This is a genomic window from Roseovarius sp. MMSF_3281, from assembly GCF_030733685.1.
In the GTDB taxonomy this organism is placed as follows: domain Bacteria; phylum Pseudomonadota; class Alphaproteobacteria; order Rhodobacterales; family Rhodobacteraceae; genus Roseovarius.
Genome location: NZ_JASHIM010000012.1, coordinates 35,601 through 59,114 on the forward strand (window position 1 = coordinate 35,601; position 23,514 = coordinate 59,114).

Consider the following 23,514-nt stretch of genomic DNA (forward strand, 5'->3'; position numbering starts at 1 on the left):
GCCATGACACCTGATGACCTTGTTTTGACCCCGCTGGGCCTGCGTTTTCGCGGGCGGCGCTATCCCTGCTCTATCGGTAAGGGTGGGCTAAGTGCTTGTAAACACGAGGGAGATGGCGCAACCCCCATTGGTGTACATCGTATCGTGGGGTTGATGTACCGGCCCGACCGCATGGCGCGGCCCACCCCTTGGGCCGTGCCCATCACCCCGCGCGACCTGTGGTCGGACGATTCGGGGCGCGAAGATTATAACCAATTGGTTTCAAAGCCTTATTCCGGCTCTCACGAGACCATGCGCCGGGCCGATCCGCTCTATGATCTGGTCCTCATCACCGATTGGAACTGGCCCTACGCCATCCCAAATCGCGGATCATGCATTTTCTTGCACCAATGGCGCAGACCGCATTACCCCACCGAGGGATGTATCGCCTTTCGTCGCGATCACCTGCGCCAGATCGCGCGCGGACTCCGCTATGGAAGCCGCCTGATCGTGCGCGGGTAAGCGGTTGATTTCAGGGCGTTATTCGTAGTTTCTTTCGCCGAAGATCGCGCTGCCCACCCGCACATGGGTGGCGCCAAGGGCAATGGCCTTTTCAAAGTCGCCACTCATCCCCATCGACAGCCCTTCAAGGCCATTGCGCGCCGCGATTTTCGCCAGAAGGGCGAAATGCAGGCTGGCCTCTTCCTCGACCGGGGGAATGCACATCAACCCCTCGACGGGCAGGTCCAAGCCTTTGCATTCATTGATGAAATCATCGGCGTCGGCGGGCAGAATCCCGGCCTTCTGCTCCTCTTCCCCGGTGTTCACCTGAATGAACACCCCCGGGCAATGGCCTTCCTCCTGCGCGATCCGGGCAATGGTTTTCGCCAGCTTGGGCCGGTCCACCGCATGGATATATTGGCACAGGTCAAAGGCCTGCCGCACCTTGTTGGTCTGCAGCGGCCCAATGAGATGCACCTTGACGTCATCAAATTTTTCCCGGAATTCCGGCCACTTGGCGGCAGCTTCCTGCACGCGGTTCTCACCGAACACCCGGTGCCCCTGTTCCAGAACCGCCTCGACCCTTTCATCGGGCTGTTTCTTGGACACCGCGATCAGCGTCACACTACCCGCTGCACGGCCCGCATCGGCCTCGGCTTTCTGAATACGGCTCTGGATTTCCTGAAGGCTCATCTGCGGCCCCTCATCTGTTCTGCGGCAATGCTTCAGCTTTGCCACAAAGCTGCGGCTTACTACAATCCCCGCAAACTCCTTGCCCCGTGCCGCGACGTTGGATAGTAGGGAAGGGAAACTAAGGTGGACGGTAGCACAATGACCTTTTCCTCGAAAATCGCCGCTCTGGCCATGGCATCTCTGGTCGTGTTGGCAGGCTGCGGTGAGCGCGAGACAAAGCTTAATCCGAAAGCCTGGGAGGTCGAATCCGGGCGCGAGGCTGACTCGTACCGCAACGAAAGCGGATTGTTCGATATCTTCTCCGGCAACGCGGACGCCGGTGTAAAGGTCAACCGCTTCCTCTGGACAGCCTCGCTTGACGTGCTCGACTTTCTTCCCATCCAGAACGCCGATCCGTTTACCGGCGTCATTTCAACCGGTTACGGCACCCCGCCGGGCGGTGGCCGCGCCTATCGCGCGTCCGTATTGATCAGCGATCCGGCGCTTGATGCCCGGTCCCTGAACGTGGCGCTGCAAACCCGTGGCGGCCCGGTGAGTGCCGGAACGCAACGCGCCGTGGAAGACGCCATCCTGGCCCGCGCGCGGCAATTGCGCATTCAGGCCGGGCGCTACTAAAGCGTTGCACGCGTTTCGCCTTTCGCAGATGTCCCAGTTTAAGGGCGGAACGCTTTAAACCCGGCCCCGGTCGTCCACATCCATTTCGCTCAGGGCGTTGACCCATTCGACCTGTCGGGGCAGGCAGATGGTTTTCAGATCGTAGTGATCCTGCATCAATCTGCGCGCCGCCGCGCCAAGGCTTTGGCGCGCCTCGGGATCCTCCAGCAAATCGCAAACCTGCGTGACAAGCGCGTCGCGGTCGAAGAAATCCACCAAGCGGCCGGTTTCGCCATGGGTGATGACCTCCTCGACGGGCGCAACCCGGCCCGCCACGATGGCCGCCTCGCAACTCATCGCTTCCATCAGGCTCCAACTCAGGACAAAGGGGTACGTCAGGTAGACATGCACCCGGCTTACCTGCAAAAGCTGGGTGAACGTGTCATAGGGAATACGGCCAAGGAAATGCACCCGCTCCCAATCCCGCGGTGCGATCTGGTCTTTCACCTCGTCGATAAAAATCTGTTTCCACGTCTGCCCGTTGGGCGGCCGCGCGCCATAGCTCACCTCGTCGCCACCGACGATCAGGATCTTGGCCCTGGGCCGCTCCTTAAGCAACCGGGGCAGGGCGCGCATGAAAACGTGGTACCCCCGGTAAGGCTCCAGGTTGCGATTGACGAAGGTAATCACCTCGTCCTCGCGGGTCACATCCACCTTGCCTTCGATGGTCAGGCGAACGTCGGGATCGGGGCAGGCGGTCGCGGTATTGATGCCATCGTGGCTGACGGTGATGCGCTTGCGGAACTCGGCCGGGAAGGTGTCGGCCTGAAACGCCGTCGGGCTGATTCCGGCATGGGCTGCGGGGAAATGCAGGTGGTTGTTGATATTCTTCATCCGGATGCGCAGGGCCTGTGCCTGCGCGTCGGTGGATTTGTCGAACTCGGGGTCGAAGTTCAGGTGCGGGTATTCGGCATGGTGATAAAGCTCGCAATACAGCCCGATCCGCGCCTGCGGCCACAGATCGTGCAGGAACATCGACTCGCCCCATCCCGGATGCGCAAGGATCAGGTCGGGCATGAACCCCTGTTCGCGCAGCTTTCGCGCAGCTTTCCAACAGGCCTCGCCGCGGGTCACCTTGGTATCAAGGTCCACCAGCCAAGGGTGCAAATTCTGCCCTGACCGTTTCGGCAGGCTATAGGGGATCAACTGTACCCCGTTCCACATGGTGGGCTTCTTGACCCGTAAGGTCAGCGAAACGCATTGATGCCCCTGTGAGGCCAAAAGCGGCGCAAGGTGCTTGTACTGTCCCGGGAAATTCTGGTGGATAAAGAGGATTTTCATGAAATGGCCGCTCGATCTCGTTTTTCTCGTTATAGGCACGCCGGGATTGGCTGCAAAGCCCTGTCTTTTTGCGCGCAGGCACTGGACCCTGCGCGCCACGCGGCCTATCACGCTTGGGCAAATATCAAGACCACCTTGAGGGTAAGTTACACATGTCGCGCTATTCGCCATCCGAGATTGAAGCCAAGTGGCAAAAGGCATGGGAAAAGGCCGGGGTCTTCCGCGCCACCCGGACCGAGGACAAGCCCAAGTACTATGTGCTTGAGATGTTCCCCTATCCCTCGGGCCGCATCCACATGGGGCATGTGCGCAACTATACCATGGGCGACGTGATCGCGCGTTACAAGCTGGCCACCGGGCACAACGTGCTGCACCCCATGGGCTGGGATGCCTTCGGAATGCCCGCCGAGAACGCCGCCATGGCCTCGGGCGGCCACCCCAAGGATTGGACCTACGGCAATATCGACGACATGCGCGCCCAGATGAAGCCGCTGGGCCTGTCGATCGACTGGAGCCGCGAGTTTGCCACTTGCGACCCTGAATATTACGGCCAGCAACAGGCGCTGTTCCTCGACTTCCTTGAAAAAGGTCTGGTGTACCGCAAGAACGCCGTGGTCAACTGGGACCCGGTGGATATGACGGTTCTGGCCAACGAACAGGTGGAAAACGGGCGCGGCTGGCGCTCGGGCGCTTTGGTGGAACGGCGCGAGTTGACGCAATGGTTCTTCCGCATCTCGGACTTTTCCGGTGAATTGCTGGACGCGCTTGATGGGCTGGATAATTGGCCTGCGAAAGTGCGCCTGATGCAGGAAAACTGGATTGGCCGGTCGCGCGGGCTGCAATTCGCCTTCTCGCTGATCGACGGCCCCGAAGGCCACGACCGGATCGAGGTGTATACCACCCGCCCCGATACCTTGAACGGGGCCAGCTTCATTGGTGTGTCCCCTGATCACCCGCTGGCCCGCCAGTTGGAAAAAGACAACGCTGATCTGGCCGAATTCAACGCCGAATGCCGCCGCATGGGCACTTCGGAAGAGGAACTTGAAAAGGCCGAGAAAAAGGGCTTTGACACCGGGCTGCGGGTGCGCCACCCGTTCGATACCTCGTGGGAGCTGCCGGTTTACGTGGCCAACTTCATCCTGATGGATTACGGCACCGGCGCGATCTTCGGTTGCCCCGCGCATGACCAGCGCGACCTTGATTTCGCCCGCAAATACGACCTTCCCGTCGCCTCGACGTTCGAGCCGGAAACCCCGGCGGATGATTTCACCCGCCCCGAAGAGGGCGGCGCGGCCTTCGTGCCCCCGAAAACCGAAAAAGTGCGCTACGTCAAAGGCTTCGCTGGGGAAGACGTGCAAACCGGTGACGAGGGCATCGACGCCGCCGTGGACTTCTGCGAGGCCAATGGCGTCGGCCAAGGCGTCACCAAGTACCGCCTGCGCGATTGGGGCCTGAGCCGCCAACGCTACTGGGGCTGCCCGATCCCCGTGGTGCATTGCGACGCCTGCGGCGTGGTGCCCGAGAAGAAAGAAAACCTGCCCATCCAGCTTCCCTATGACGAGGGCGGCAAACCGATTGATTTCTCGGTCCCCGGCAACCCGCTGGATCGTCATCCCACGTGGCGCGATTGCACTTGCCCGTCCTGTGGCAAGCCCGCGCAGCGCGAGACCGACACCATGGACACCTTCGTCGATAGCTCATGGTATTTCGCCCGTTTCACCGCGCCCCGCGCCGAGACCCCTACCGACATGGCCGAGGCCGAGTATTGGATGAACGTCGATCAGTACATCGGCGGCATCGAACACGCGATCCTGCACCTGCTTTATTCGCGCTTTTTCGCCCGCGCGATGCAGATTTGCGGCCACCTGCCGGAAAAAGCGATTGAACCCTTCGATGCGCTCTTTACCCAAGGCATGGTCACGCATGAGATTTACCAGACCCGCGATGAGAACAACCGCCCCGTCTATCACTTCCCGGAAGAGGTCGAAGGCGGCAAGCTGAAGGCCACGGGCGAGGCGGTGGAATTGGTTCCCTCCGCCAAGATGTCGAAATCCAAGAAAAACGTCGTCGATCCGGTCAGCATCATCGAGGCCTTCGGCGCCGATACCGCCCGCTGGTTCGTCCTGTCCGACAGCCCGCCGGAACGCGACGTGGAATGGACAGCCGCCGGGGCCGAGGCCGCGCACAAGCACCTCAGCCGCGTCTGGAACCTGTGTGACCGCATCGCCCAGATGGAATCCGGCACAACGGGCGAGGGCGACGAGGCCCTCCTGCGCGAAATGCACAAGGCCATCCATGACGTGACCATGGGCGTCGAATCCTTCGGCTTCAACGCCGCCATCGCGCGGCTTTACGCCTTCACCAACACGCTGGCCAAATCCAAGGCCGGGGCGGCGGCGCAGCGTCAGGCCATCATGACGCTGGCGCAACTCATGTCGCCCATGACCCCGCACCTTGCGGAAGGTATCTGGGCGCACCAAGGCGGCGAGGGCCTTATCATCAACGCGCCCTGGCCCAAGGCAGACCCCGCCATGCTGGTCGAAGACAGCGTTACACTGCCCATCCAGATCAACGGCAAACGCCGCGCGGAAATCGAAGTGCCCAAGGACATGGACAAGTCCGAGGTTGAAAAAATCGCGCTCTCAACCGATGCTGTGGTCAAGGCGTTGGATGGGGCCCAACCCAAGAAGGTCATCGTTGTCCCCGGTCGGATCGTGAATGTCGTCGTTTAACCGCCGTCTTTTCCTGCTTGGCAGTGCCGCCTTGGTGGCGGGCTGTGGCTTTGCACCCGCTTACGGGCCAAACGGCGCGGCCACCGCGCTGCAAGGCACCATCGCGGTCGATGAACCCGATAGCCGCCCGGCCTACCTGCTGACCCAAGAACTGGAAGATCGGTTGGGCCGCCCCGCGCCCGCGCGCTATGGCCTTGCCTATTCCATCACCCTTGATGAAGACCCCATCGCCATTTCCGCCAGCAACGTGAATACCCGGTTCAACCTTCTGGGCCGCGTTACCTATGCCCTGCGCGACCTGTCATCGGGCGAGGTTCTGACCTCCGGCAAGGTGGACAGTTTCACCTCCTATTCAGCCTCCGGCACAACGGTTGCCACACAGGCCGCCGAACGCGACGCCGAGGAACGGCTCATGGTGATCCTTGCCGACCAGATCACCACCCGCCTGATCGCCGCCTCCGGGGGCCTGCCGGCATGAAACTGACCGGGCGCGACGCGCCGGGCTATTTCGCCAAGCCCGAAGCGCACCGCACGGGCCTGTTGATCTATGGCCCCGACGGGATGCGCGTGGCCCTCAAACGGCAAGAGGTGATCGCCGCCCTTATCGGCCCCCAGGGCGAAGAGGAAATGCGCCTGACCCGCATCCCCGCCGCCGACCTGCGCAAAGACCCCGCGATGCTTTTGGACGCCGTCAAGGCGCAGGGCTTCTTCCCCGGCCCGCGCGTGGCCTTCGTCGAAGACGCGACCGACGCCATGGCCCCCACCATCATCGCGGCGGTGGAGGAGTGGCAAGAGGGCGATGCCCAGATCATCGTGACGGCAGGACAGCTCAAGGCCAGCTCCAAGCTGCGCAAGCTGTTCGAAGGGCACCCCAACGCCTATGCCGCCGCCATCTATGATGATCCCCCCTCGCGGGAAGAGATCGAGGCGACCCTCGCCAAATCCGGTCTGCGCGACATCAGCGGCGATGCCATGCGCGACCTGACGGCCCTGGCGCGCGAGTTGGACCCCGGCGATTTTCGCCAGACCATGGAAAAGCTGGGCCTTTATAAACTGGGCGACGATGGCCCGCTCACGCCCGAGGACATCGCCGCTTGCGCGCCCAGTTCCACCGAGGCCGTGCTTGACGATATCCTCAACATCGTGGCCGAGGCGCGTTCGGGCGAAATCGGCCCGGTGATGAAACGTCTGCGCGCCCAAGGGGTGCAACCCGTGGGCCTTTGCATCGCCGCCACCCGGCATTTCCGCACGCTTTACACCGCCGCCTCCGATCCGGGCGGCCCGGCCCAAGGCATGGGCCGCTTGCGCCCGCCCGTCTTCGGCCCGCGCCGCGACCGGATGCAGCGGCAGGCGCAAAACTGGGGCGCGCCACGGCTGCAAGATGCGCTGAGCCTTCTGACGGAAACCGACCTGCAACTGCGTTCGGCGGGGCAACATGCGCCCGACATGGCGCTTGTCGAGCGCGCGTTGATCCGGCTGGCGATGATGGCGGCGCGCTAGCGGCCGTCAATGCACCCCGCCGGGCGCGCGCTAAGTTATTCTGCGGCACTCTTGAGCGTTGCGATCAGGCTGTAGAATTTCTCGCCCTGAATGGCCACATGCCCCCGCAACGCGGTGGCCGCCGCTTCGGCATCGCCTTTCTCCAAGGCCTCCAGGATGGCGCGATGCTCGCCCATGGATTGGGCCATGCGCCCCCGCAACCTAAGCTGTTGGCGGCGGAATGGCTGTAGGCGGCGATGCAGGGTGCCGGTTTCTTTCGCCAGGAACCCGTTGCCCGACTCGCGATAGATGATCGCGTGGAATCGCTCGTTCTCCGCGTAATACGAATCGGGATCGTTCGCTTCGACCGCCGCTTGGCACTTCTCGTTCGCGTCATGCAAATCCGCCAACGCCTCGTCCGAGATGCGCCTTGCCGCCAGCCTTCCGCAGACGGCTTCGAATTCGGCCATCACTTCGAACATCTCCATCAGTTCGACCGGCCCGGGCTGACGTACGAAAGCCCCTCGGCGGGCCACGAGTTCGACAAGGCCGGATCGTGCAAGTCGTTGTAATGCCTCTCTTAATGGTGTTCTGGAAACGCCGAAATGTTCCGCCAGCCGCACCTCGTCCAGCCGGTCCCCATCCTGATAAGTCCCGTCGAAAATCCGTTCTTCCAGCTGTTCGGCGATGATATCTGCACGACGTTTTTCCATGGTTTCGTATTACCAGTGCCCTTTTAGAAATTCAATAACGAAACTCTTGTATACAAAATCATTGACTGCAAAAACATTGCATGCCTAGGCTAAGGGCATCCCCGAAGTCATTCGGGTTGGAGTTTTAGGGAGGAGAAAATGAAATCACTTTTGAAGTCAGCCAGCGCTGCGCTGGCCATTGCGGCTGTCGGGACGATGGCCAATGCAACCGAATTGCGCTTGTCGCACCAATGGTCAAACAAGGATATCCGCCACCAGGTGGCCAAGATCGTGGCCGATGAGGTGGCGGCCGCCGATGTCGATCTTGAGATCAAGATTTTCGGCTCGAAGTCCCTGTTCAAACCCCGCGAACAGTACAAACCCCTCAGCCGCGGACAGTTGGACATGACCGTTCTGCCGCTCAGCTACGCAGGCGGACAGCAACCCGCCTATAACCTGACGCTCATGCCGGGCCTTGTGAAAAACCACGACCACGCCGCGCGCCTGTCCAATTCGCCTTTCATGGAGGCGCTTGAGGAAAAAATGGCGCAAGATGACGTGATGGTTCTGGTGCATGGCTATCTGGCCGGTGGCTTTGCCGGTAAGGACAAATGCATTACCGCGCCGGAGGACGTCGACGGCCTGCAGACCCGCGCCGCCGGCAAGTCGTTCGAGCAGATGCTGGCCGGGGCCGGGGCGTCCATCGCCTCGATGGCGTCGTCCGAGATCTACAATGCCATGCAAACGGGCGTTCTTCAGGCCGCCAACACCTCGTCGTCGTCCTTCGTCAGCTACCGCATTTACGAGCAGGTCAGCTGCTACACCCCGGCGGGCGATGTGGCCTTGTGGTTCATGTATCAACCGCTTTTGATGAACAAGACCACCTTCGAGGGCCTCACCGAAGAACAACAGGCTGCCCTTCTTGCCGGTGCCGAAAAGGCCGAGGCGCATTATCTTGAAGAAGCCAAGAAGCAAGACGCGGCCTCGGCCGAGGTCTTCAAGGAGGCCGGTGTCGAAATCGCCCGGATGAGTGCCGAGAATTTCGAGGCATGGCGCAAGCTTGCGATGGAAACCTCTTATAAAAAGTTCGTTGAAGAGGTCTCCGACGGGCAAGAACTTCTCGATATGGCGCTGGCCGTGGAATAACGCCGCGCGGGGCAGCCGCGCGCTGCCCCTCCAACTTCTCGACACAAGATAATACGAAGGGAGGCGAACATGGCCGGAGGGCATGTTTCTGCCGCTGTTGCGCAAACCGGGAATAACCCGTTTCTCAAAGCCGTGGCAGCCATCTCGACACTGGCGGGATGGTGTTCTGCCGGGATGATCGTCGCGGCCGTGGCGATCACCTGCCAGATGATCGTCATACGTTTCGTCCTGAACGGCTCGACCATCTGGCAGACCGAGGCGGTCGTCTATCTGGTCATTGCCGCCACGTTGATCGGCCTGCCTTATGTTCAACGCCTGCGCGGCCATGTGAACGTGGACCTGATCCCCATCTCTTTGCCGCCGCGCGCCCGGTTTGTCCTGGCGGTTGTGACATCGCTTCTGTCGATCGCGATTGTCGCCTTGATGCTGTTCTACGGCTACGATTACTGGCACTTCGCCTGGGAGCGGGGCTGGCGCTCCGACACGATCTGGGGGGTGCGCCTGTGGATTCCCTATCTGTCGATCCCCGTGGGCTTTGGCCTGTTGCTCTTGCAGCTCATCGCCGATCTGGTCGCCGTTCTGACCGGCGTCGATAAACCCTTTGGATTGGAGTAAGCCCGATGGATCCGCTTCTGCTTGGTGGGATCGTGGCGATTGTCACCATCCTCGTTCTTTTCTCCGGCGTGTCCGTGGCCATGGGCCTGCTGATCGTATCTGCCGGATTCCTTATCATCTTCGACGGCGTGCGCTCGCTGGAGCTGATGCCGGAAATCCTGTTCGGCAAGCTTGATAACTTCGCGCTGCTGTCGATCCCGATGTTCATCATCATGGGGGCCTCCATCGCCTCAACCCGCGCAGGCGCCGACCTTTACGAGGCGCTTGAACGCTGGCTGACCCGCGTGCCCGGTGGGCTTGTGGTCTCGAACCTCGGGGCCTGCGCGCTTTTCGCGGCGATGTCGGGCTCGTCCCCGGCCACCTGTGCGGCCATCGGCAAGATGGGCATCCCCGAGATGCGCAAGCGCGGCTACCCCGATGGTGTCGCCGCAGGCTCCATCGCGGCGGGCGGTACGCTGGGTATCCTGATCCCGCCCTCGGTCACCATGATCGTCTATGGCATCGCCACCGAAACCTCGATTGGCCGGCTGTTTCTGGCCGGGGTGATTCCGGGGTTCTTGCTGGTGGGGCTGTTCATGGCATGGTCGCTTTATTCGACATGGCGGTCGGGCGATGCCACGATCCTGAGTGCCGGAAACTACTCCTGGGCCGAACGGTTCGAGATCCTGCCGCGTGTTCTGCCCTTCCTGCTGATCATCCTCGGCGTGCTCTACGCCATGTACGGCGGCGTTGCCACGCCCTCGGAAACCGCCGCGGTGGGTGCTCTCTTGTGCCTGCTGATCGCGATGATCATCTACAAGCTATGGCACCCCGGCGCGCTCTGGACGGTGCTGCGCGACAGCACCAAGGAAAGCGTGATGATTCTCTTCATCATCGCCGCCGCCGGTGTGTTTTCCTACATGCTCAGCTCGCTGTTCATCACCCAGTCGATCGCGGAATGGATCGGCACATTGGATGTGAACCGCTGGGTGCTGATGGGGGCGGTGAATATCTTCCTGCTGATCGCCGGGTTCTTCCTGCCACCGGTCGCGGTGATCCTGATGGCCGCGCCCATCCTGCTGCCGATCATCACCACCGCCGGGTTCGATCCGATCTGGTTTGCCGTGGTGCTGACCATCAACATGGAAATCGGCCTGATCTCGCCGCCTGTCGGCCTGAACCTCTACGTGATCAATGGCATCGCGCCGGATATTTCGCTAAAAACGATCCTGACGGGATCACTGCCTTTCGTGGCCTGCATGGTGATTGCCATCATCCTGTTGTGCCTTTTCCCGGGCCTTGCCACATGGTTGCCCAACGTTGTCATGGGGGGCGCGATATGACGCTGCTGGCGGATCTTCTTTCTACCGTGTTCGAACGGCGCTACCGCCGCGAGGCCCCCGGCCTCGCCAAGGATGGCCGCCCGCTGACCGAAATGGCCACCGCCTTGGTCGGCTCGGCGGGCGAGACATCCGGATTGGCACTGGCGCGGGAAATCCTTGCACGCTTTCCCGAATTGGACGACGCCGAGAAACTGGCCTTTTTCAGTGACATCGCGACCACGATGAATATCGACCCCGAGGTGGTCCGAACCACGCTCGACGCCTATGAGCGCACCCCCTCCAAGGCCACCTACCGCGCCTTTGCCGAAGCGTCCGAACCCGCCCGGCAAGAGTTGATCCGCAGGCTCAATGGCGTCCCCGGCGCCACCGGCGCGCTTGTCAAGATGCGCGCCGACCTTCTCCGGCTGGGCCGCAACGACCCCGAGCTTCAGGCGCTCGATCTGGATTTCCGCCATCTCTTTGCCTCGTGGTTCAATCGCGGCTTCCTGGTGCTGCGCCCGATCAACTGGGAAAGCCCGGCGCATATCCTTGAAAAGATCATCGCCTACGAGGCCGTGCACGCAATCGACAGTTGGGATGACCTGCGCCGCAGGCTACAACCCCGGGACCGCCGGTGTTTCGCCTTTTTCCACCCGGCCATGCCCGATGAACCGTTGATCTTTGTCGAAGTGGCGCTGACCCGCGGTGTGCCCGGCTCCGTTCAGGCGCTCTTGGCCGAGGACCGCGCCGCCTTGCCCGCCGAGGAGGCCGATACCGCCGTTTTCTATTCGATCTCGAATTGCCAAGCGGGCTTGGCCAGCATTTCCTTCGGCAATTCCCTGATCAAACAGGTGGCGTCGGACCTGGCAGCGGAATTGCCCGGTCTGAAAACCTTTGTCACACTGTCGCCGATCCCCGGCTTGACCAAATGGCTTGATCAAGAAGACATCGCTTGGGATACCGACCACTCCGACAGCATGAAGGCGCTGGCCGCGCATTACCTGCTTAACGCCAAATCCGAAAACGGTGCCCCATTCGATCCGGTGGCGCGCTTCCATCTGGGCAACGGGGCCATTGTCCATGCCGTACATGCCGATGCCGACACCTCGGACAAGGGGCGCGCCCAATCGGGCGGTGCGATGGTAAATTACCTTTACGATCTGTCCCGCGTCGCGCAAAACCACGAAAACTTTGCCAATACCCGCGATGTCGTCGCCACCCCCGAGGTCAAGGCCTTGGCCGGACAGGCGGCATCGCCCAAGATCGAGGAAAGATAACCCCATGGCTAATCCACTCTACGATGGTCTCTTCGGAATTCATGCCGGAAAAACCACGCCTTTCCTTCATCTGCCAGACGGTCAGACAGTTACCCACCGGGATTTTCTGGCCACCAGCGCCCGGATTGCCAATGTCACCGCGCAAATCGGCCTTGTCCCCGGTGATCGGGTCGCCGCCCAGATCGAAAAATCCCCCGAGGCATTGGCGCTTTACGCCGCTTGCGCACAGGCCGGGTTGATCTTTCTGCCGCTCAACACCGCCTATACCACCGACGAGCTTAGCTATTTCATCGAGAACAGCGGCGCCGCGCTGATCGTTTGTGACGGCAAGAACCAAGGCAGCCTTGGAAAGCTGGCCGGCGACCTCGGCACCAAGATCGAATCCCTGAACGCCGATGGCAGCGGCAGCTTGATGGACAAGGCCAAGGACATGCCCGACAGCTTTGACACCGTCGCGCGCCGCGCCGATGATCTTGCCGCCTTCCTCTATACCTCCGGCACCACGGGCCGCTCCAAGGGCGCGATGCTGACGCAGGACAACCTGCTGTCAAATGCGCGGACCTTGGTGACCGAATGGCGGTTCACTGCGGATGATGTCCTGCTCCACGCCCTGCCGATTTTCCACACCCACGGGCTTTTCGTGGCCACGAATATCGCGCTGGCCGCTGGCAGCAGCATGATTTTCCTGCCGAAATTCGACCTTGATCAGGTGATCGACCGCCTGCCAGATGCAACCAGCATGATGGGCGTGCCAACCTTCTACACGCGCCTTTTGGGGGATGAGCGGTTCACCAAGGATCTTGCGCAACACATGCGGCTTTTCGTGTCGGGCTCCGCGCCGCTTCTGGCCGAAACCCATCTCCAGTTCGAGGCGCGCACCGGTCACCGCATCCTTGAACGCTATGGCATGACCGAAACCAATATGAACACCTCCAACCCCTATGACGGCGAACGCCGCGCGGGGACCGTAGGCTTCCCCTTGCCGGGGGTCGAGTTGAAGGTGACCAACCCCGACACGGGCGAGACCCTGCCAAACGGCGAGGTCGGCCAGATCGAGGTGCGCGGGCCAAACGTCTTCAAAGGCTATTGGCAAATGCCCGAGAAAACCGCCGCCGAACTGCGCGAGGATGGCTTCTTTATCACCGGCGATCTGGGCAAGATCGACGTTGATGGCTACGTCCATATCGTGGGGCGGAACAAGGATTTGATCATTTCCGGGGGGTACAACATCTACCCCAAGGAAATCGAACTGGTGCTCGATGAGCAACCCGGCGTTCTGGAAAGTGCCGTGATCGGCGTGCCGCATCCGGATTTCGGGGAAACCGTACTGGGCGTTATCGTCCCCGAAAACGGGGCCACGCCGGATACCGAGGCCATGCTTGACGCGGTCAGCGCGTCGCTCGCCCGGTTCAAACACCCCCGTAAACTCGTCGTGCTGGACGAATTGCCGCGCAACACGATGGGCAAGGTCCAAAAGAACGTCCTGCGGGATCAATATCAGGGAATGTTCTCGTCCTGAGAAACCTGTGCCCCTGGTCGCGACCTCCGAACCCTGACGAAATCAAACCTTGGGGGCGGACCGGGGGTAGGGGCAGGCATGTGCCTCTACCCTGTGACAGGCCGTTACGACCACTCAGGCCAAAAACGTACAAAAGTCACGTACGTTCTGTACGTTTTGTACAGTGCCTGTGCCGATGCCCCGGGCGGCGGCGCGGTCTGATGAGCCGCGCCGCAAAGCCTTATTTCAGGCGCTGGCCATTGGCCAGAACATGACCGTCTTCATTGACCACGATTGTCGAGGTCAGGGTATCTTCACCTTCACCCGGCACGGCGAAAAGGCCCATCATCATCCGCGCGCCCATGGCCTGATCCTCGGGCAGCAGACCCATGGACACCAGGTTATCCAAAAGGGCATTGCCGCCAACCAGTTTCAGGTCGGCTTCACCCTCGGGGGCCGGTGCGCCGCCAAAGCTTTCCAAGTCACTGTTATCAAATGTAAAATCACCCTTGCCGGTCAATTCGGCCCCGGCCATGCGCAGGGTGATGTCCTTGATTGTCAGCGCGTCCAGTTCGCCGAAGGTCGTGTCGCCGGTTTCCACCTCGGCCATCGCTTCGGGGTCCATCATGTCGACGAACATCTTCGCCTTGCCCGCCAGATCAAGCACCACCGTCGCCGGATCGCGCGGCAGTGTTTCGCTGGGGTCGAACATTGCCCAGATCATATCCGACATGGTGAAATCGCCCATGGTGACCGACAGTGCGAAATCCTGCGGCTCTTCGCTTCCACTGACCGGCATGGTCAAGCCAAAGGCCGATGTTTCCATAGCAATTTCAATGGGAAAGGGGATTTCTCCCCCGCTGAAGGACATATCCAACCCTTTCGCAGTCCCGCCATAGCGAAGCTGGTTCTGGCTCATCGCCACTTCCAATTCGCCGCTTTCCGACTGGCTGTTGCCGGTCATGGTCTCATCACCTTCGGTGACCGAAAACGTCGAAGACCCGCCGCCGTGCTGAAACTGTCCGACCATGTCAAAGCCCGCTTCAAGCAGGGCCGCCATATCCATGGCATTTTCTGTCACGGGGGTCTTGGCCGACCCGCTGTAGGCAAGATCGTTAAGTGTCCCGGAGACTTGAATGCGCTCGCCACTGTCGGCGTCGGTCATATCAAGGGTATAGGCCGCCGGGCCACTTGTCATGCTGCCGTCGGTGCTGCGCAGGGTGCCATCGTTCGTGACATCCGCTTGCCCTTGCAAGGCTTCAATCGTCATCTCGGCCGCACCGAATTCAACGTCATTGGGCTCGGCCACGATATCGACGAGCGCCATGGTCATTTGCTCGGCGGAATAGGTGTAGGTCATCGCCTTGGGATCGCCCGAAACGACAAAATCCAGACCCGTGGTACGGTACTCCATGGCCAGACTGCTTTCCATGTCTTCCAACCCCGTGAACGACACGTTGATCGGCATGACCTCCGGCAGCAGAACGGAGACCGTCCCATCGCCGTTCTCGCGAAATTGCAGTTGCCCCACGTCCGTGACCACAGACCCAGTGCCCTCATCGCCATCGGGGACTTCCATGGTCAAGCTGACATTCTCAATGGTCAGCGTGTCGCCCGATTGCGATTCATCGCCCGACACCTGATAGCCGAACCCGGCCATGTAGCCGGACCAATCCTGCCAAACGTCTGCGGCCGAAACATCGGCATAAGCTGCGGAATTCGTGATGAAAATTGTAATTGCGGCCGCCGAGGTCGCTGTGCGGATCGAAACTGTCATGATGGCCTCTTGTCCAGAATATCTTGGGCCAAGCTTCGGCTCTCTGTTCGGCGGGGTCAAGGGGTGTTCTGACTGGACCCGGGCGGCGCAGGGGGTTACCACTTGGGCCAAAGCAACCAGAGGTGGGAAAATGGATCTGACGGGAAAAACGGTTCTCATCACCGGGGCAAGCAAGGGGATCGGCGCGGCCACGGCGCATGTCTTTGCCGAGGCCGGCGCAAATGTGGCGCTTGTGGCCCGAAATCGGGACGCTATTGCCGATCTTGCCGGCGACATCGGCAAAACCGCGATAGCGATCCCCTGCGATGTGAGCCGTTACTGGGAAGTGGAGGCCGCGGTGAACGCCTGCATCAAGGCCTTTGGCGGTTTGGATGTCCTGATTGGCAATGCCGGTGTGATTGAGCCGATCTCGCATCTGGCCAACTCGGACCCCGAGGCCTGGAGCCACGCCATCGACATCAATCTCAAAGGGGTCTACAACGGCATGCGCGCGGCCATGCCGGTCATGCAGGACGCCGGGGGCGGCACGATCATCACGATCAGTTCCGGTGCCGCGCATTACGCGCTTGAAGGCTGGAGCCATTACTGCACCTCCAAGGCGGGCGCCGCGATGCTGACCATGTGCGCCCATAAAGAGGGGGTGGAACATGGTCTGAGGATCATGGGCTTGTCGCCCGGCACCGTCGCGACCGACATGCAGCACGAGATCAAGGACAGTGGCATTAATCCGGTCAGTCAATTGGACTGGTCCGATCACATCCCGCCCGATTGGCCCGCCAAGGCGCTGCTGTGGATGTGTGGCCCCGATGGGGATGCCTATATGGGCCAGGAAATCAGCCTTCGGGATGAAGGCATTCGAAAGAAAGTAGGACTGATATGATCAATCTGGACAAGGACAACGGGCTGTGGGTGGCCACCATCAATCGCCCCGACAAGGCCAATTCATTGACCGAAGATATGCTTGTGGAACTGGCCCGTATCGCCGAGGCGGCCCATGAAGCGGCGCGCGTTCTGGTCCTGACCGGGGAGGGAAAGGTGTTTTCCGCCGGGGCCGATCTTGAGGCGGCGCGCGCAGGGCTTGCCACCTCTGCCGTTTGGGAGCGTCTTTCGTCGGCCATTGCCGGCTTTCCGGGGCTGTCGGTTGCCGCGTTGAATGGCACGGTTGCGGGTGGGGCCATGGGGATGGTGCTGGCCTGTGATCTGCGCATCGCCGCGCAGGGGGCCAAAGCCTTTTACCCGGTGATGAAGCTGGGCTTTCTGCCGCAGCCCTCGGACCCTGGCCGCCTGACCCGATTGATCGGCCCGTCGCGGGCCAAGATGATCTTGATGGGCGGGCAGAAAGTGACCGATCAGGAGGCATTGTCGTGGGGGCTGTTCGACCGGGTCGTGCCGGGCGAGGAGCTTCTGTCGAACGTGCGCGAGATCGCCAGCGATACCTTGAGCGCTGACGCCGTACACGCGGCCACGATCAAAGGGATGTGCCGCCCCGCGCCCTGAGCTTTTATGGAAAAAGCTGACTTGTCGGGATCATGTGCTACCTTTCCTTTACGTCAAAGGAGGGAAAGCCATGATCCGCGTTGTCTTGCTTTTACTGACGATGGCCACGGGCCTTCAGGCACAGGAGCGCCGCCCCAGTCATTGCATTGCCATTGCAGAAAACACGCCCGGTATTGAGTTTGTGCAAAAGGCCAGTTTCCGCGCGCCGGTGCCTGAGTTCTCGGTGCGGCTGCAGTATATCGCCCATGCGTCCTTCCTGATTCAAAGCGAGGACGGGCTTTCGGCGGTCACGGATTTCACCGGGTTCATCGGCAACGTCGATTTCATCCCCGACGTGGTAACGATGAACCACGCCCATTCCACCCACTGGACGCCCAACCCCGATCCGGCCATTCCGCATGTTTTGCGAGGCTGGGGTGACTTCGGGGAGGGGGCGGATCATCATGTCGATCTGGGCGGCATGGTCATTCGCAATGTGCCTACCGATATCCGTTCTTATGGAGGGGTTGAACCCAAGGGGAATTCGATCTTCGTGTTCGAGGCGGCGGGTCTTTGCATTGGCCATCTGGGCCACCTGCATCACGAACCCGGTGACGAGCAATACGCGGCCCTTGGTCGGATGGATGTGGTCATGGCGCCGGTGGATGGCGGGTACACCATGCCGCTTGAAAACATGATGAACGTCCTGCGCCGCCTGAAGGCGCGGATCGTCATCCCGATGCATTGGTTTGCCGATGGCTCACTTGGCCGTTTTCTGGCGGGCATGGAGGATGAGTTTCGGATCATTGATACAGGCGAAAGCGCGCTTACGGTGTCCCTACGCAATCTTCCCGATGACCCGACGATCATGGTGCTACGCCCGTCTTACCTGCGCGACTGACCTATTCGTCCAGCGACCCGTGGATCGCGAATTGCTCTAGCCCCGCATCTTGGGCTTCGATCACGCGGAAACTTTCGCGCACACCGGATTCGGTCAGTTCCCGCGCGACGGTCAGCAGGGTGTTAGGCGCGTGATCTTCGCACATGTCGATCATATGGGCGATTTCGTCATCGGCCACGGGGCGGGCGGCCTCAAGACTGGGCGCGCCGTAGATATCGACGAAATGCTGCGCGAGGGCCTGTGACAGCGCGCTGCGCTCGGACTCTTCTATTTGCGTCACGGCGACGAAGGTCACCCGGCCAAAGGTCTCACACCCAAGCCAGCCATTGGCGAAGGCTTGGCGCTGTTTGCCGGCCAAATCCCCGTCGGACCAGTTGGAAAACTCGAACCCGCCCGAGATGCACCATTCGCCGGTGCGCGCGGGGTTGGCGTAAACGCGGGTGTCGCTTTCGTCGAAATGAATCGCACGGGCCAGTTTCATCTGTCTTGCTCCAATACGCTGCTAAGGGGGATCAGCGCGGTTTGTTCATCCCTGCGCAGCAGCATGCCAAAATCTTCGTCCACCCCAAGGAAGGTTCCGCTTTGAGCGTTTTGCACTATGTCTTCACCGATGCCATGGGCCAGACCGCGCCATTCGGAATGTAGGGGGCGGGGGCCTTCGTCGTCCCACCGGGTGATCCAATTCAGGGTATGCCGTGCCCAAGCCTCCAAAAGATTGGTGGCATCCACATCGGCACAGCCTTCCTCGTAAAGCGCGGTTTCATCGGGCCGCTGGCCCGGCTGGCCACCTGCCAGAACGAGAGGCAGCTCAAGCCCGACGACCAGCCAATCAGGCTGTGCCTTGGGGTCATCGGTGCTGGCCATCCCCCGCAAGCGTCCACAGGCCGCCCCATTGATGCGCAGGCCGCCTGCCCATTCCAGATGCACGGCCACCTCGGGTGGGCCAAGCGCGCCGAGGGCGTTTTGAAACCCCACGCCACAGGCCGGCAACATGGCCATGGCTTTTTCAAGCGGCACTTCCGGGGCCATGACAAGCGCCGCGGCCAAACGATTGGCCGCCACGTTGTAGACGATAAGCCCCGCATCACAGCCAAGTGCCGCCATGGCACAGGCCTTCTCGAACGGGTCGATCCCTGCATCCACCGGGTGGCCCGACATCAGGGGGGGGAAGGCCGGTGCGCTCATGCGACCCCCTGTGCCACCATTTGCTTGGCGATATCGCGGAAGGCCTGCGATTGCGGCGCCTCGGGTTTCGACACCACGATTGGCGCCCCGCCATCGGCTGCCACGCGAATATCGATATGCAAGGGCACCTCGGCCAAAAGCGGCACGCCCAGCTTATCGCATTCCGCCTTGACGCCGCCGTGACCAAAGACATGTTCTTCGTGCCCGCAGCTGGAACAGATATGCGTGCTCATGTTCTCGATCATGCCAAGCACCGGCACGTTCAACTGGTTGAACATGTCGATCCCCTTGCGCGCATCAAGCAAGGCCACGTCTTGCGGGGTGGATACAATCAACGCGCCGTCCACCACGGTTTTCTGCGCAAGGGTCATCTGCACGTCACCCGTGCCGGGGGGCAGGTCGACCAACAGCACGTCCAAAGCGCCCCACTGTACCTGCATCAACATCTGTTGCAGCGCGCCCATAAGCATCGGGCCGCGCCAAACAACGGCCTGATCCTCGTTCGTCATCAGGCCGATGGACATCATGGTAACGCCATGGTTGCGCATCGGCAGGATGGTCTTGCCATCGGGGCTGGCCGGGCGACCGGATACACCCATCATGCGCGGCTGACTGGGGCCGTAAACATCGGCATCCAAAAGGCCCACGCGCCGCCCTTCGGCGGCAAGTGCGCAGGCGAGGTTGGCCGACACAGTGGATTTGCCCACGCCGCCCTTGCCGCTGGCAATGGCGATGATGTGATTGACGCCGGGCACCCGTTCCGGGCCTTGTGGCTCGGCTTTTTTCTGGGGTTTGAGGTCGGGCGGGGCCTTGGCGCTATGGGCCGTGAGAATCGCCGAAACCTCGGTTGCGCCAAGGGCCTTGATGGCGGCTTCGGCGGTATCGCGTACAGGTTCATAGGCATTCGCCTTGGCCGGGTCGATTTCCATCACGAAACGCACGGTTTGCCCTTCGACATTCAGGCCGCGCGTGACGCCTGCCGAAACGATATCCGATCCGCTGATGGGGTCGGTGATCTGCTTGAGCGCTTCCAGAACGCTCTCTCTTGTTACTGCCACGGTCAGCCTTGCCCTTTAATCACGCCGGTGACTTCATGTTCGATGTCCAGTCCTTCGACGGTAAGAACCACCTTGGCCTTGAATTCGCGGCCCTCGGTATCACCGGCTTGGCGCAGTCCCTCCTCAATCGCCTGTTGCGAGGTCACGCCGACCTGCTTGAGGAACTTGCGCATCGACATGTTGAACTCGCTGATATCGTCGCTCATTTCGTCTTCCTTTCTTCAAGATCATTGACGCAAGGACGCTTGGGTTTCTACCCTGTGTTCCATGCGCCCGTTTGTCGTTCTGCTCAGTCTTGTACTTATCCTACCCTTCGCGGCGGGCAAGGGGCGGGCGGCAGATGATCTGCGACTCGCCGCGCCGCAGGCGTTGCAGGACAGCGGGCTTTTGCAATACGTTCTGCCGCGATTTTCGCTTAAAACCGGGGTGCATGTCGAGGTTGTCAGCGAACACGCACAGGCCGACCTTGTGCTGACCAACCAAGACGCCGGAACGGCGGTGTTTCAGGGGCCGAACGCGACGTGGAGCCTGATGGTTGTGACCGAAAACGAGGGAACCGCGCGACTTTCCGATTGGCTGACAGGAAAGATCGGCAAGCGGACGATCACAAGTTTCGAAGTCGATGGAAGCGCGCCTTTTTCCCTGCCTCGATCGCGCAAGGCCAAGGTTGCGGCGGTGTCCTTCGAGGGCGACGCGGTGCTTGGCAAGGCACTTTCGGTTGATCTGTGCGGGCGGTGCCATGTTGTCGATCCCGGTGAACGGATGAACGATATCGGATCGACCCCTTCGTTTTTCGTGTTGCGCGCCATGCGGGATTGGGACCGCCGGTTTCAGACCTTCTATGCGAACAATCCGCACCCGGCCTTTACGCAGGTCGAGGACGTGACACCGGCCTTTCCCATCGACCGCCCGTCGCCGATCATCCCCGTTGAGATGACATTGGGCGATCTTGAGGCGATCTTGGCCTATGTCTCGGCCATGGAGCCCGCCGACCTTGGTGCCCCGTTGCAACATCAGTGATCTCGGCGTTTGCTGAAGTAGTCGTCGGTTGTGCGCACCTGTGGACGTTCGCCGCCTGAGAAGGGGTTATCCTGCGAATGGAACTGCGCCTTGACCCGGCAATTGTCGCACATCTGGATCATGCGGGCAGCGCCCTCGTTGGCGAACATCGAATGCTTTCCAGCCAGCTTTTCGGTGATCTTTTCGATGGTGGATTTCACGCCAAACAGGCTGCCGCACTCGATGCAGGCGAAGGGTTCCTCCTCATGTAGAACGACTTGCGTCAAGGCTTCATCGGCAAGGTTCATGCGCGGTTCATAGCTGATCGCGTCTTCGGGGCAGACATTGGCACATAGCCCGCATTGCAAGCAGGCATCCTCTTGGAAGCGCAGTTGCGGCATGTCGGGGTTATCCACTAGGGCGCCTGAAGGGCAAAGTGACACGCAGGACAGGCACAGGGTGCAGGCATCGGTGTTGACCAGAACCGCGCCATAGGGCGCAGCTTCGGGAAGGGGCAGAACCTCGTCGGGCTCATGCAGGGCCTTGGCGCTGAGCCGGGCGACTTGGCGGCGGCTGCCCATGGGCAGGATCGGCCCCTCGCAATGGGCCGGGGCGTCATCGGCACCGTAAAGCGCATCGCAAAGTGCGTCGGGGTCGGCCAAATCCAGCAGCGCGACTTTCTCAGGCCCTGCCATGGCCTGCGCCAGTGGGATTTCCTGGTCAAGCGCGTCGCGTTCGGTCGTGGGCGCAAGCAGAAGCTTCACATCGGCGAAGCCCGAGGCAAGCGCAGCAAGAATTTCGGCATGCCCAAAGCCCGAAAGCGCCGGTACCTCGAGCGGGATCACATCCGCTGGAAGGCCACGCCCATGCCGTGCGGCAAGCGCGATCATCTCGCGACCGAAGTCGCTGTCATGCACCAGAAGGCGCGGGGTGCCGCCGCCCGCTTTACGATAGCTCGAGGCAAGCGTGTGAATGCGGCGGAACACCATGTCGGGGGATGGTGCATCATAGGTAATAGCGCCCGAAGGACAGCGCGCGGCACAGGCCCCGCAGCCCGCACAGATCATCGGATCGATGCTGACGTCATCTCCATCGGGGCTGATCGCGCCAGTGGGACACAAATCAAGGCATTTGGTGCAGCCGGTCTTTTCGGCCCGCGAATGGGCACAAAGCAAAGGTTCTGTCGCCACATAAAGCGGTTTTTCAAAGGTGCCGATAAGTTGCGAGGCTTCCAAAATGGCATCGGCGACGGCGGGCAGGCTTCCAGGGTCGGACCGGACATATCCTTCGCGCTTTTGCGGGGCCGGGAACAGGGGCGTTCCTCCGGTCAGGTCCAAAATCACATCGCATTCGGTTTGCCCCCCGTCTTGCGGGGCTGTCCAAGTCAGATCACCGCGTCCTGCCGGGTTGACCTGTTGCAGGCCGTCAATCCGCAACTGAAACTGTCCCAAGGCGCCTGTCGCTTGCTTGAGGTGACCGCGGATCACGTCGAAAGCCCTCGTTTCAGGGGGGGCTGCGTCATCCGTCAAAAGCACTGTTACACTCAGGATGGGCGCGAGTTTTTCAGCCGCGCTGATGGCCACATCCGAAGCGCCGATGATCAGGCAAATCCCTTCCGAAACCACGTCAATTGTCTTTTCCGCAGGCGAATTCAGGGTTGCTTCGGCCAGCAATGCGGCCATTTTGGGTATTTTCGACCGGGGGTCGTCACTCCATCCGGCCCGGTCGCGGAGATCGGTAACAGCGGGGGGCGGGACCCCTATATCGGCGGCGATATCGTCGAAAATACGCTGTTCTTGCTGACAACAAATAATCGCGTCTTCGCTTGCGATCTCCTTGGCGGTCAGGTCGGTCTGCGTGGTGCATAGGGCCGAATGGACCTTGGAGCAGGCCAATCCGGTAGCCGCTTCGAGTGCCCCTGAGTCAAGAACTTGTGTTCCAGAACAATTGCACAAAATCAAACGCTTAGCCATGGCATTCCTGTTGTCGTCCGAGTGATAACACAGCGTAAATCGCACCGGTGGAGGGCAAGGTTACACATGATTCGCAGCAGTCGTAAACAGGATTTGCGCGCTCTTTTGTACAGGTCGGACGCCGCCGAGAAGGCAGGCGATTCCCAATTTGGCGCTGATCCCCCGGCGGGTTCAGAAATGCTCACGACGTTCGGCTGGGACTTTTTGTCCGATCGTGCCCGCTGTGGCATGGGGGCCTGCCCAAACTGACCCTCTGTGCCGATTGTGCGCCACATAATGCAGTTTTCGCTTTGTGTG

Annotated in this window: 23 protein-coding genes; 14 read left to right on the plus strand and 9 right to left on the minus strand. The window is 61.0% G+C overall.

Annotated features, from left to right (window positions below; all coding sequences use genetic code 11):
• Window positions 1-3: 3 nt before the first annotated feature.
• Window positions 4-501: a L,D-transpeptidase gene (locus RBB32_RS12410; RefSeq protein WP_306153030.1), complete on the plus strand. Its 498-nt coding sequence runs from the start codon at window positions 4-6 to the stop codon at window positions 499-501.
• Window positions 502-519: 18 nt separating this feature from the next.
• Here RBB32_RS12410 and RBB32_RS12415 read toward each other — a convergent pair whose 3' ends face one another.
• Window positions 520-1,173, minus strand: coding sequence for a YggS family pyridoxal phosphate-dependent enzyme (locus RBB32_RS12415; RefSeq protein ID WP_306153031.1), 654 nt, complete (start codon window positions 1,171-1,173; stop codon window positions 520-522).
• A gap of 123 nt (window positions 1,174-1,296) precedes the next feature.
• Between RBB32_RS12415 and RBB32_RS12420 the strand changes: the two genes are divergently transcribed.
• The gene (locus RBB32_RS12420; RefSeq protein ID WP_371931054.1) at window positions 1,297-1,788 is read left to right on the plus strand and encodes a DUF3576 domain-containing protein; all 492 of its coding nucleotides are present in this window, start codon (window positions 1,297-1,299) and stop codon (window positions 1,786-1,788) included.
• 54 nt (window positions 1,789-1,842) lie between these two features.
• Here the strand turns inward: RBB32_RS12420 and RBB32_RS12425 are convergent, their stop codons facing one another.
• Window positions 1,843-3,108: a glycosyltransferase gene (locus tag RBB32_RS12425; protein WP_306153032.1), complete on the minus strand. Its 1,266-nt coding sequence runs from the start codon at window positions 3,106-3,108 to the stop codon at window positions 1,843-1,845.
• A 152-nt stretch (window positions 3,109-3,260) separates the two neighbouring features.
• Between RBB32_RS12425 and leuS the strand changes: the two genes are divergently transcribed.
• The 3 genes from leuS to holA are packed head-to-tail and all read left to right on the plus strand — an operon-like array spanning window position 3,261 to window position 7,340.
• Entirely contained in the window at window positions 3,261-5,840 is a 2,580-nt protein-coding gene (gene leuS / locus RBB32_RS12430) for a leucine--tRNA ligase (RefSeq protein WP_306153033.1), read from the plus strand.
• The gene (gene lptE / locus RBB32_RS12435; RefSeq protein ID WP_306153034.1) at window positions 5,827-6,318 is read left to right on the plus strand and encodes an LPS assembly lipoprotein LptE; all 492 of its coding nucleotides are present in this window, start codon (window positions 5,827-5,829) and stop codon (window positions 6,316-6,318) included. Before leuS ends, lptE begins: the two co-directional genes overlap by 14 nt.
• Window positions 6,315-7,340 carry a DNA polymerase III subunit delta gene (gene holA / locus RBB32_RS12440; RefSeq protein ID WP_306153035.1) on the plus strand — a complete coding sequence of 342 codons (1,026 nt, stop codon included), beginning with the start codon at window positions 6,315-6,317 and terminating at the stop codon, window positions 7,338-7,340. Before lptE ends, holA begins: the two co-directional genes overlap by 4 nt.
• A gap of 35 nt (window positions 7,341-7,375) precedes the next feature.
• Here the strand turns inward: holA and RBB32_RS12445 are convergent, their stop codons facing one another.
• Window positions 7,376-8,032, minus strand: a complete 657-nt coding sequence (locus RBB32_RS12445) for a GntR family transcriptional regulator (RefSeq protein ID WP_306153036.1) — start codon at window positions 8,030-8,032, stop codon at window positions 7,376-7,378.
• A gap of 138 nt (window positions 8,033-8,170) precedes the next feature.
• Here RBB32_RS12445 and dctP point away from each other — a divergent pair, with 138 nt between their 5' ends.
• The 5 genes from dctP to RBB32_RS12470 all read left to right on the plus strand — a co-directional run bounded on the left by dctP (window position 8,171) and on the right by RBB32_RS12470 (window position 13,869).
• Window positions 8,171-9,157, plus strand: a complete 987-nt coding sequence (dctP, locus tag RBB32_RS12450) for a TRAP transporter substrate-binding protein DctP (RefSeq protein WP_306153037.1) — start codon at window positions 8,171-8,173, stop codon at window positions 9,155-9,157.
• A 69-nt stretch (window positions 9,158-9,226) separates the two neighbouring features.
• The gene (locus tag RBB32_RS12455; RefSeq protein ID WP_306153038.1) at window positions 9,227-9,772 is read left to right on the plus strand and encodes a TRAP transporter small permease; all 546 of its coding nucleotides are present in this window, start codon (window positions 9,227-9,229) and stop codon (window positions 9,770-9,772) included.
• Window positions 9,773-9,777: 5 nt separating this feature from the next.
• Window positions 9,778-11,094 (plus strand): TRAP transporter large permease, encoded by a 1,317-nt coding sequence (locus RBB32_RS12460; protein WP_306153039.1) that lies wholly within the window; start codon window positions 9,778-9,780, stop codon window positions 11,092-11,094.
• Window positions 11,091-12,350 (plus strand): malonyl-CoA decarboxylase domain-containing protein, encoded by a 1,260-nt coding sequence (locus RBB32_RS12465; protein ID WP_306153040.1) that lies wholly within the window; start codon window positions 11,091-11,093, stop codon window positions 12,348-12,350. Before RBB32_RS12460 ends, RBB32_RS12465 begins: the two co-directional genes overlap by 4 nt.
• A 4-nt stretch (window positions 12,351-12,354) precedes the next feature.
• A complete protein-coding gene (locus tag RBB32_RS12470) occupies window positions 12,355-13,869 on the plus strand; it encodes a malonyl-CoA synthase (RefSeq protein WP_306153041.1) in 1,515 nt (504 codons plus the stop codon).
• A 220-nt stretch (window positions 13,870-14,089) separates the two neighbouring features.
• On the opposite strand, the gene RBB32_RS12475 is transcribed toward RBB32_RS12470, so the two are convergent.
• Window positions 14,090-15,625, minus strand: coding sequence for a DUF2125 domain-containing protein (locus tag RBB32_RS12475; protein WP_306153042.1), 1,536 nt, complete (start codon window positions 15,623-15,625; stop codon window positions 14,090-14,092).
• Between the two features lie 130 nt (window positions 15,626-15,755).
• Between RBB32_RS12475 and RBB32_RS12480 the strand changes: the two genes are divergently transcribed.
• The 3 genes from RBB32_RS12480 to RBB32_RS12490 all read left to right on the plus strand — a co-directional run bounded on the left by RBB32_RS12480 (window position 15,756) and on the right by RBB32_RS12490 (window position 18,002).
• Complete coding sequence (locus tag RBB32_RS12480) at window positions 15,756-16,505, plus strand: SDR family oxidoreductase (RefSeq protein WP_306153043.1); 750 nt, start codon at window positions 15,756-15,758, stop codon at window positions 16,503-16,505.
• Complete coding sequence (locus RBB32_RS12485; RefSeq protein ID WP_306153044.1) at window positions 16,502-17,122, plus strand: enoyl-CoA hydratase/isomerase family protein; 621 nt, start codon at window positions 16,502-16,504, stop codon at window positions 17,120-17,122. Before RBB32_RS12480 ends, RBB32_RS12485 begins: the two co-directional genes overlap by 4 nt.
• Window positions 17,123-17,192: 70 nt before the next feature.
• Window positions 17,193-18,002, plus strand: coding sequence for an MBL fold metallo-hydrolase (locus RBB32_RS12490; protein ID WP_306153045.1), 810 nt, complete (start codon window positions 17,193-17,195; stop codon window positions 18,000-18,002).
• 1 nt (window position 18,003) lies between these two features.
• Here RBB32_RS12490 and RBB32_RS12495 read toward each other — a convergent pair whose 3' ends face one another.
• Genes RBB32_RS12495 through RBB32_RS12510 form a run of 4 tightly spaced genes read right to left on the minus strand, consistent with a single transcriptional unit; the run spans window position 18,004 to window position 20,451 of the window.
• Window positions 18,004-18,483 (minus strand): DUF6505 family protein, encoded by a 480-nt coding sequence (locus RBB32_RS12495; protein ID WP_306153046.1) that lies wholly within the window; start codon window positions 18,481-18,483, stop codon window positions 18,004-18,006.
• Window positions 18,480-19,187 carry a biotin/lipoate--protein ligase family protein gene (locus RBB32_RS12500; RefSeq protein ID WP_306153047.1) on the minus strand — a complete coding sequence of 236 codons (708 nt, stop codon included), beginning with the start codon at window positions 19,185-19,187 and terminating at the stop codon, window positions 18,480-18,482. The genes RBB32_RS12495 and RBB32_RS12500 overlap by 4 nt, the downstream gene beginning before the upstream one ends.
• On the minus strand, window positions 19,184-20,245 hold the full coding sequence (gene apbC / locus RBB32_RS12505; RefSeq protein WP_306153048.1) for an iron-sulfur cluster carrier protein ApbC: 1,062 nt from the start codon (window positions 20,243-20,245) through the stop codon (window positions 19,184-19,186). Before apbC ends, RBB32_RS12500 begins: the two co-directional genes overlap by 4 nt.
• 2 nt (window positions 20,246-20,247) lie before the next feature.
• Window positions 20,248-20,451: a DUF6494 family protein gene (locus tag RBB32_RS12510; RefSeq protein WP_306153049.1), complete on the minus strand. Its 204-nt coding sequence runs from the start codon at window positions 20,449-20,451 to the stop codon at window positions 20,248-20,250.
• A gap of 61 nt (window positions 20,452-20,512) precedes the next feature.
• Here RBB32_RS12510 and RBB32_RS12515 point away from each other — a divergent pair, with 61 nt between their 5' ends.
• Window positions 20,513-21,265 carry a hypothetical protein gene (locus RBB32_RS12515; RefSeq protein ID WP_306153050.1) on the plus strand — a complete coding sequence of 251 codons (753 nt, stop codon included), beginning with the start codon at window positions 20,513-20,515 and terminating at the stop codon, window positions 21,263-21,265.
• Here RBB32_RS12515 and RBB32_RS12520 read toward each other — a convergent pair.
• On the minus strand, window positions 21,259-23,217 hold the full coding sequence (locus RBB32_RS12520) for a 4Fe-4S binding protein (protein WP_306153051.1): 1,959 nt from the start codon (window positions 23,215-23,217) through the stop codon (window positions 21,259-21,261). The two genes, RBB32_RS12515 and RBB32_RS12520, sit on opposite strands and share 7 nt — an antisense overlap.
• Between the last annotated feature and the right edge of the window lie 297 nt (window positions 23,218-23,514).